The organism is Microcoleus sp. Pol12A5, assembly GCF_036701435.1.
In the GTDB taxonomy this organism is placed as follows: domain Bacteria; phylum Cyanobacteriota; class Cyanobacteriia; order Cyanobacteriales; family Microcoleaceae; genus Microcoleus.
In genome coordinates this window covers 1-2,401 of record NZ_JAUBQU010000260.1, presented here as the reverse complement: position 1 = coordinate 2,401, position 2,401 = coordinate 1, and the positions used below count along the sequence as shown (strand labels likewise).

Here is a 2,401-nt window from a genome sequence, read left to right as displayed (position 1 = left end):
AATTTTAATAATTTTAGGAATCGCGTATTAGCTTGCTGGTCTGATTAGATAAACTTATAACCATAAGTTCAGGAGAGTCGGTTGTTTTTTTATCGGAAAGTAGTATTGCTTTTTTGACGGAGGACAAAACTCACACGCTGGCGGTGTAACCATTGTGCCAGCTCTATGCTATGAAATTCTCGATCACCAATAATGATTAATTTATATTTTTTTAAGAGCGTAATTACCGGAGGCAATACTTGTTGCTGTTCGGCAAGATTTGAAGCCCCTTGTTTATCTAATAGTGTCGAGAATATGGGAAATGTTCTTTTTTGAACGATCGCACTTACCATTAAAACATTATACTCTTTCCATTGGGTTCTATCTAATGCAATGATTAATTGACTCCCAGCTTTGAGCTGGCGGGAGATCGCTTCTTTGACGAGCGGGAACCACAGCACCAATATGCTGAGTTCTTTAATCTGTAAAAATCGTTGTATGTGACGGCGTCGACTACTTTGTAATATGGGTAATTGTAGGGTGGCAGCTAATCGTTCTATTCTAACTTATTTTTGAGACTGTAACAACCAGACTAGCATTTGAAGAGTAAGTAATTGTGCTGGTGTCAGATATTTTTCAAGTATCGAGTGATAGAATAAGGGCAACATATTATTGGTTTGGGTCTTCTGGTATTAACAGGACCCTACTTTTTTATCACAACTGGGTATTCTTTTCCCTCAAGAGATTATTATGTCAATAAGCAGAAATTTTTGAGGCGGCTCGATCGCGCGAAAAGTTTTGCCTGTAAGGCTTCGGGGGCGCTTGTCGCCCCCTGAAATCCAGCCCTTTCGGCAACGCGCTTACTTCGTTGCCCTTGACTGATAACAAGTAAGCATTTTGGGTCAAGCGCTCGCCCGGAGATGATAGTAGCAACGAGCAATCAAAAAACAAAATAGCCAGAGCCCAGCAACATTTTAACGGCTGCTGGGATCTAACGCACGATCGCATTTTAGGTTGAATAAAGTTGATTTAGGGACTACCAAATAAAAAACTCGTCCAAAATCAAGCGGTACTGTAAACAATATCGATAAACCACTTACCGAGATTGGGGAGGCTATCCCCAACAGGTTGGGAAAGACGCTGAATCTGAGTTTCAACTTCAGCCATTTCCAGAGTTGTGAGCTTAACCCCAGTTTGATAAGTCAAGGTCACGAGTTTGACTATCGGATGTTTACCCTTCCAAGTCATCGTTTCAGCCAAATGCAGCACGGTGGTAATATCATCAAGGATATTACCGTTCCAGTGGTTTTCCAACACTCCCCAAGTGCGCTCAACAGGATTGTATTTACTGTGGTAGGGCGGGTAGTAGGCTAAACGCAGATTCAACTGGTGCTTACTGAAAAACTCCACAAGACGTTTCATCAATTGAGTTCGTCGGGAATGGTTCTCTGGTCCGTTGTCTTGATTGAGTAGTAATGTGCGGATATGAGTAAAACGGTAACGGTTACTCTCCCACCACGATTCCAAAATATCAACGATGAAGTCGCTAGTCACCTTTGAGGTGGTGAAATATAAAAACAACTCATCTAACTGAGGCAAAAAAATTCCATAGGGAGTCAACTTGGCTTTTGGGGTGAAGTCGTGATCACAGGCAAAAGTTGGCACCCGGTTCTTACCTCCTCTGGAGAAGGGACCAATTTTCACCGTGGCTTTGGCATCAAGTGAGAGTCGGAGAGTTGTCGGGTCGTTATCAGCTTGCTGATTAACTTGACTCAACTGCTCAAAGATGGCATCGGTTTCGGGAATTTTTTTTGAGGCTGAGTCTTCGCTACCTTGGCCGGGCGATATCCCAACTGATTCAACCGCTGACGGATAGTTTCGTTGCTGGGTAGTTCAGCTTCCTGGTAGTGCTTTTGCTCTACCAGTTGTTGCCTGACTTTGGCGCCACTGACTCGTGTATACAAACGAGTGCTTTTGAAGCTGGGGTCGGTCTGACGCAAGACTATCCACGATGGCTTTGATGTCTTCACTTAGCTGAGGCAACTTGCTTTCCACTGGTTTTCGGCCTCTGGCCTTGAAGGCATCAATACAACTTAGCCCTGTTTCTAGCTCTCGTTGTCCTTTTCTGATGGTATCTCGACACCACCCCAGTTCTGTTTGAGCTTGGCGTTGACCTCAATTCCCTAATTCTTGGACTATCTGGGCCATAAATCTTCGTCGCTGTGTACCTTTGAGCGTTTTCGCTGTTTGCCACAGACAAGCTTTGAGGGTTTCAGTTAGTTCTAGCACGTTGAGTTTTTTTGTGCGTTAGCCTTAATTCAGTTTACCCTTTCCGGGGACTGGAAGCAGGGTAAACGCATCTAAATTAAGTTGACATAAAATCATATTTGTGCCTGAGTTATTCTCTGAAAAAACCCTTCTT

At 43.4% G+C, this 2,401-nt stretch carries 1 protein-coding gene and 1 pseudogene; both read right to left on the bottom strand.

Annotation, left to right across the window (positions count from 1 at the left end):
- Window positions 1–89: 89 nt before the first annotated feature.
- Entirely contained in the window at window positions 90–440 is a 351-nt protein-coding gene (locus QUA45_RS28530; RefSeq protein ID WP_333101276.1) for a transposase, read from the bottom strand.
- Window positions 441–1,041: 601 nt separating this feature from the next.
- Window positions 1,042–2,268 (bottom strand): annotated as a pseudogene (locus QUA45_RS28525) (ISAzo13 family transposase).
- Window positions 2,269–2,401 lie beyond the last annotated feature (133 nt).